The 6,595-nt window shown below is 45.0% G+C and carries 5 protein-coding genes; 4 read left to right on the forward strand and 1 reads right to left on the reverse strand.

Annotation, left to right across the window (positions count from 1 at the left end; translation table 11 throughout):
- The first annotated feature begins 120 nt into the window (after positions 1–120).
- From rluD to DVO77_RS18525, 4 genes are all read left to right on the forward strand, one after another.
- Positions 121–1,092, forward strand: a complete 972-nt coding sequence (rluD, locus tag DVO77_RS18510; protein ID WP_110457494.1) for a 23S rRNA pseudouridine(1911/1915/1917) synthase RluD — start codon at positions 121–123, stop codon at positions 1,090–1,092.
- Positions 1,092–1,811, forward strand: coding sequence for a peptidoglycan editing factor PgeF (gene pgeF, locus DVO77_RS18515; protein WP_119979370.1), 720 nt, complete (start codon positions 1,092–1,094; stop codon positions 1,809–1,811). The genes rluD and pgeF overlap by 1 nt, the downstream gene beginning before the upstream one ends.
- 112 nt (positions 1,812–1,923) lie before the next feature.
- Positions 1,924–4,497, forward strand: a complete 2,574-nt coding sequence (gene clpB / locus DVO77_RS18520) for an ATP-dependent chaperone ClpB (RefSeq protein ID WP_119979372.1) — start codon at positions 1,924–1,926, stop codon at positions 4,495–4,497.
- A 415-nt stretch (positions 4,498–4,912) separates the two neighbouring features.
- Positions 4,913–5,242, forward strand: a complete 330-nt coding sequence (locus DVO77_RS18525; RefSeq protein WP_119979374.1) for a hypothetical protein — start codon at positions 4,913–4,915, stop codon at positions 5,240–5,242.
- Positions 5,243–5,279: 37 nt separating this feature from the next.
- On the opposite strand, the gene DVO77_RS18530 is transcribed toward DVO77_RS18525, so the two are convergent.
- Positions 5,280–5,723, reverse strand: coding sequence for a DUF4124 domain-containing protein (locus DVO77_RS18530; RefSeq protein ID WP_249038215.1), 444 nt, complete (start codon positions 5,721–5,723; stop codon positions 5,280–5,282).
- Positions 5,724–6,595: the final 872 nt, after the last annotated feature.

Below are 6,595 nucleotides of genomic sequence, written 5' to 3' on the forward strand. Positions count from 1 at the left end.
TTGAATTCGATTCTTTTTAAGTTGTAGTTAAGAATTTTTCCATTTCAGGATAAAATAGAAACAATCCGATTGTAACAGATAGCACATTATTTTGGACCCCAAAACGCGGGTACGGTTCCTATGACACAAGAGATTAATCTAAAAAGCGAGATAACAGCAACACAAACTGGTCAAAGATTGGATCAAACTTTGGCCGAAATGTTCCCTGATTATTCTCGCACACGCATCAAAGAGTGGATACAGGCAGGCGCTGTCAGTGTCGACGGTGTAGTGCAAACTAAGCCTCGAGAAAAAGTACTCGAAGGCCAAGAGATTGAAGTGCAAGCTACGCTGCACGAAGAAACGAAAGCTGAAGCACAAGCTATTGATTTAAATATAGTCTATGAAGATGACCATATTTTGGTTATCAATAAGCCAGCCGGTTTAGTGGTGCATCCAGGAGCTGGCAACAGTGACGGTACCTTGCTTAATGCGTTATTGCATTACTGCCCTGAGATTGAGTTGGTGCCAAGAGCGGGGATTGTGCATCGTCTCGATAAAGACACCACAGGATTAATGGTGGTGGCTAAGACGGTGGAAGCGCAAACTCATTTAGTGGCGGCATTACAAGCACGAGAAATCGTTCGCGAATATGAAGCGATAGTACAGGGCACCCTTATTTCGGGTGGCACTGTGGATGAGCCTATTGACCGCCATCCGACTAAGCGTACTCACATGGCTGTGGTACATAACGGTAAGCCAGCGGTGACCCATTATCGTGTCGCCGAAAAGTTTCGAGCTCATACGCGCTTGAGATTGCGCCTTGAATCTGGTCGTACGCATCAGATCCGCGTGCATATGGCCCATATTGGTCACGTATTAGTGGGCGATCCGGTTTACGCTGGCCGTCCGCGTCCGCCTAAAGGGGTGACGCCTGAGTTTTTCGAGATCTACATGGGCTTTAAGCGCCAAGCGCTACATGCGATCAGACTTGAGCTAGCTCATCCATTTACGTGTGAAATCATGAGCTGGCAGGCGCCAGTGCCTGATGATATGGTGCAATTGACTCGAGCGTTGCGTGAAGATACCAAAGCGCATCCGACCGATTATTAATGCTACCATCAGACTGGCTTATACCTAAAGGGGTGAAGCTCGCCTTCACCCAGAGACAGGGTGGTGTAAGCCAGCCGCCTTTCGATAGTCTTAATCTCGGTACCCACGTGGGTGACTCGCTCACCGATGTTATGCAAAATCGCGCTATTATTAGAAGCGCATTAGCACTGCCATGTGAGCCAGCTTGGTTGGAGCAGGTGCATGGTGTCAAAGTGGTCGATCTTGATAATGATCAACAACGAGTTGCCGACGGCAGTTTTTGCCAAAGTACTAATCATGTTTGTGCCGTGCTGACTGCAGATTGCCTGCCGGTGCTTATTTGCGATAAACAGGCTACGCAAGTGGCTGCTGTACATGCCGGTTGGCGCGGCTTGTGCGATGGCATTATTGAAGCTGCGATAGGACAATTTGATGCGCCAGCCGATCAGCTATTGGTTTACCTAGGGCCCTGTATTGGTGCTACAGCCTTTGAAGTTGGTGATGACGTCAGGCAGCAATTTATCGCTAAACATCTGCAAACAACCTTGTTTTTTAGCCCTCGCGGACATAAATATATGGGGGATCTGCAAGGGATCGCACGCTATCGCATTGAGCAAGCGGGTGTTAGCCATATTTTTTGCTCATCCGATTGTACTTATACCTTGAAACAGCGTTATTTTTCCTATCGCCGCGAGCCAATCACCGGTCGAATGGCTTCCTTGATCTGGTTAGAAAAGTAGCATTTTTTGACCTTTGTGAATCTGGTTAAGCTTGAATTAAGCAAAAAAGCCCCCATCTTTAAATTAACAAAATACTGAAGGTTAACTTCATTCGTTGGTTTTAGGAGGTTGTATGCGGCTTGATCGTATGACAAATAAATTTCAGATAGCCATCTCCGATGCTCAATCATTAGCGTTGGGACGTGACCATCAGTTCATTGAACCTATTCATTTAATGATGGCATTGCTTAATCAAGATAGTGGCTCTATCCATCCTTTGCTGACTCAAGCAGGGATTTCGGTGAGTACACTTCGTTCATCATTAAACCAAGAGCTTGAGCGATTACCTCAAGTTGAAGGTACCGGTGGCGATATTCAATTATCGCAGGCGTTAATTCGCTTACTAAACTTATGTGATAAATTAGCGCAAAAGCGCAAAGATAAGTTTATCTCCAGTGAACTGTTTGTGCTGGCTGCCATAGAAGGCGGTGATGCATTGGCACAGTGCCTTAAAAAGTCTGGTGCGACCAAAGAGTTATTAGAGCAAACCATATTGCAAATTCGCTCTGGTAAAAATATTGATGATCCTAATGCGGAAGATCAGCGTCAGGCGTTGAAAAAGTTCACCGTTGATTTAACTGAGCGCGCCGAGCAGGGTAAGTTGGATCCTGTGATTGGCCGTGACGATGAGATCCGTCGCACCATTCAAGTGCTGCAGCGTCGTAGCAAGAACAACCCTGTCTTGATTGGTGAGCCTGGTGTGGGTAAAACGGCGATTGTCGAAGGCTTGGCACAACGTATCATCAACGGCGAAGTGCCCGAAGGGATCAAAAATAAGCGGGTATTGTCACTCGATATGGGCGCATTGATTGCGGGGGCTAAATATCGTGGTGAGTTTGAAGAGCGCTTAAAGGCGGTGCTCAACGAGCTTGCACAAGAAGAAGGCCAGGTTATTCTGTTTATCGATGAGTTGCACACCATGGTCGGTGCCGGTAAAGGCGATGGTGCCATGGATGCCGGTAACATGTTAAAACCTGCGTTAGCCCGCGGTGATTTACACTGTGTCGGTGCAACAACGTTAGATGAGTATCGTCAATATATTGAAAAAGATGCCGCGCTTGAGCGTCGTTTCCAAAAAGTGTTGGTGGATGAGCCTAGCGTGGAAGACACTATCGCGATTTTGCGTGGACTCAAAGAGCGTTACGAATTGCATCATCATGTAGAGATCACCGATCCTGCGATTGTGGCGGCGGCGAGCATGTCTCATCGTTATATCTCGGATCGTAAATTACCGGATAAGGCGATCGACTTAATTGATGAGGCGGCATCGAGTATTCGTATTCAGATCGACTCAAAACCTGAGCCGCTAGATAGACTTGAGCGTCGGGCGATTCAGCTTAAGCTCGAAGAGCAAGCGTTGAGTAAAGAGAACGATGAAGCGAGTTTACGTCGCCTAAGTACGCTGCGCAGTGAGCTACGAGAAGTTGAAGAGAAAGTTGCAGAGCTTACTGAGATTTGGCATACCGAGAAAGCAGCCTTGGCTGGTACTCAGCATATTAAAGCCGAACTCGAACAGGCTAGAATGGATATGGAAGTGGCGCGTCGTGCAGGGGATTTAACCCGAATGTCAGAGCTACAATATGGCCGTATTCCTGAGCTTGAAAAGCAACTTGATTTAGCTTCTCAAGCTGAAATGCAAGATATGACCTTGTTGCGTAACAAAGTGACCGATGTCGAGATCGCTGAGGTGCTCTCAAAGGCCACAGGTATTCCAGTGTCTAAGATGCTTGAAGGCGAGAAGGAGAAGCTCTTACAGATGGAAGATGCGTTGCATACACGGGTTATTGGTCAAAATGAGGCCGTTAATGCCGTTGCTAATGCTATCCGTCGTAGCCGCGCAGGTCTTGCGGATCCTAATCGCCCCATTGGTTCATTCTTATTCCTCGGACCAACGGGTGTGGGTAAGACTGAACTGTGCAAATCGCTCGCGAAGTTTTTGTTTGATACCGAAGCGGCGATGGTGCGAATCGACATGTCGGAATTTATGGAGAAGCATTCAGTATCACGTTTAGTGGGGGCGCCTCCAGGATATGTGGGTTATGAAGAGGGTGGCTACTTAACCGAAGCGGTCAGACGTAAGCCTTACTCGGTTATCTTACTCGATGAGGTTGAGAAAGCGCATCCTGATGTATTCAACATCTTGTTACAGGTGCTTGATGATGGTCGTTTGACCGATGGACAAGGTCGTACGGTTGATTTCCGTAATACAGTGGTCATCATGACATCGAACTTAGGTTCAGACATTATTCAAGAACGTTTTGGTGTCGCAACGTATGCCGAAATGAAAACTGAAGTCATGAATGTCGTGACCCATAGCTTTAGGCCTGAGTTCCTTAACCGTATTGACGAGAGTGTCGTGTTCCATCCGTTAGAGTCAGAACACATTGCACATATTGCTAAGATTCAAATTGATAATCTTCGCGCTCGTCTTGCAGATAAGGACTTTGAATTAGAGATAAGTGATGACGCATTGGCGTTAATTGCTCAGGCTGGTTTCGATCCTGTCTATGGTGCGCGCCCATTAAAACGTGCATTGCAGCAAGAGGTTGAAAACCCATTAGCGCAGCGTCTATTACGAGGCGAGTTAATCCCAGGTAAGCCAATTCATATTGGCAGCGCCGGTGGTGAGTTAACCTTTACTCAATAACGATGCGTAAGAGGTGTTAATCAATAGTCAGTACCATCGCTAAATTGACTTGTTAGCCTCTCCAACCGAAAAGCCCGAACTTATTATATTGAGTTCGGGCTTTTTTATTAGCTTCATCGCCCAGTAATTTGTCATCCTTAACAAGGAAACGCTGGTATGGAAATGTGAGCCCGTAAAGTAATTATTAAATTGAGGATTTTACCCTAGTGATTTTGCAATCACTATAAACATCAACTACCTTGCTAATAGTGTTTTGCTTCGTAGTGTCAACTCGATTTGTTATTAATTAGTTTAATCGAGTTGTCACAGAGTTAAGCCATCATCGAGTGGATATTCCGATTAATGGTGTCTTACCTTATATCGTCACCGCTATACTTATGGCATGTTGGACGCCATTGCACTGAAGGAGTGATGAATGAATATCAAATTAATCTTATTATTAGGAATAGCTCTTGCGTTAACTGGGTGTAGCACCTCATCCGGTACGGCGCCCGAGTCGTTAACAAGTGCAACTTATATAGGGGTCGGTAATGTCGAATATGATAGCTTGTATCATTATGGTTACAATATTGGCTGTCGTAGCGCGGTAACTGTGAAGATTAACCCCGCTAATAATGTTGACGTCGAGTCAATGAAAGATCCCGTCCTCGATGGACTAACTGAATTTGATAAAGGTTGGCGTTCAGGCGTTAAGGCTTGTGAGGATGGCATTAGCCGCTCTATGTATAGTGTGGGAACGTCATAGATTGAGCTTAGCTTAAGTGAGCATAGTGCAAGTCAGCTTATTTTATACAAAATAGGCTGATTTTCTCTTGTTGCGCCGACATGGCAGCTTGCCTTTGTTCTTCCGTCATTCTCTCCATATCACCTGTTTGTGCATTTCTTCGTGTCAGTCTGGTGTGGGTGTTAAGTAGGTTGAGTTGATGTTTAGCATTGCTACAAATCGCTTTTGCTTGTGCTTTATCTTGTCGCACTATTGCTTCTGCTGCGGTTTGTTGTGGGTTTTTAGTTGGCACGCTAACTTCAGTCTCTTTTGGCGCAATAAATCCTACTTTTTGCTGTTCTATATCTTCGCTATACAATGTTTCAGATGGCCTATCTGGCGGAACCTGTTGGCTGTAATGAGTCACCCCATTTTCATCAACCCACTTGTAAATGGTTGTCGCCAATACCGTAGGGCTCAATATTAGTGTGAGTAATAGTGCGTGATACCGAATTTTAATCATCTTGCTATCCATAATAAGCACTTGTGGATACCTAATTTTAATATACCTAACGAAATATACGCTTCTTGCCAGTTAAATAGATTATCAACGTGAGGCAAAAATAGCTTCTACCGAGTCAAGATAACGCTGCTGTTAAGGATATGCAAAACTTAAATAACATTAAGTTAAACAGCAAATGTGACCGCTTCGTTGACGCAACTTAGCCACTGAAATGAACCCGTACTTAAATAAGGGGCAAAATATAGGGGGCAAAATGGTCCAATTGTTTATTAGGACCATGTTCAATAGAACAAATCCACTTCCCTTTTTCTGTGCCTGTATGCAAAAGCCCCTAAGGGATGCCGAGTCAGAGGGAGGGAAGCTAAAAGGGCGTTTAGCTTAGACTTATTTTTGACGTTGATGAAGATGGCGGTGGGCATATCATACTAATGTCAAGCCGCACTACGCTAAGCTTGATATCTAAAGCATAGATTTTAGTACCTACGATGTAGACGATAGGCTGACTAACTATGGCGCACCTATCATCGACGCTCAGTAATCTATCGACACGATAAATAATTTTTGGCAAATTTTTACACATTTTCTGCAAAGTGAATCAATCTGTGCCAGACTTATCTTCCCGCTCAGCAATGCCTCGTTAAATACCGAGCCATTTATCGCATGATAATTGAGCATCTTGAGTGGGGAAGTGGCTTTTATAGAGCGATTTTATCGGTTTTTGTTTGAAAAGTGTGCGAGCGTGATTTAATACGTAAAAAGCCCTTGCGCCCATCTGAGAACTGCCTATAATGCGCATCCACTGACACGGCACAGCAGGCCAACTATCTAGGTAGTATAGGACTTGCAGCTAAGTCAGCGTCTCTTTTAACAAA

The organism is Shewanella algidipiscicola (assembly GCF_003605125.1).
Taxonomy (GTDB): domain Bacteria; phylum Pseudomonadota; class Gammaproteobacteria; order Enterobacterales; family Shewanellaceae; genus Shewanella; species Shewanella algidipiscicola.

What these genes read in the sequence shown, in the direction of transcription:
- clpB (WP_119979372.1), top strand. Translation starts at nt 1,924, where the DNA reads ATGCGGCTTGATCGTATGACAAATAAATTTCAGATAGCCATCTCCGAT.
- DVO77_RS18530 (WP_249038215.1), bottom strand. Translation starts at nt 5,723, where the DNA reads ATGATTAAAATTCGGTATCACGCACTATTACTCACACTAATATTGAGC.
- DVO77_RS18525 (WP_119979374.1), top strand. Translation starts at nt 4,913, where the DNA reads ATGAATATCAAATTAATCTTATTATTAGGAATAGCTCTTGCGTTAACT.
- rluD (WP_110457494.1), top strand. Translation starts at nt 121, where the DNA reads ATGACACAAGAGATTAATCTAAAAAGCGAGATAACAGCAACACAAACT.
- pgeF (WP_119979370.1), top strand. Translation starts at nt 1,092, where the DNA reads ATGCTACCATCAGACTGGCTTATACCTAAAGGGGTGAAGCTCGCCTTC.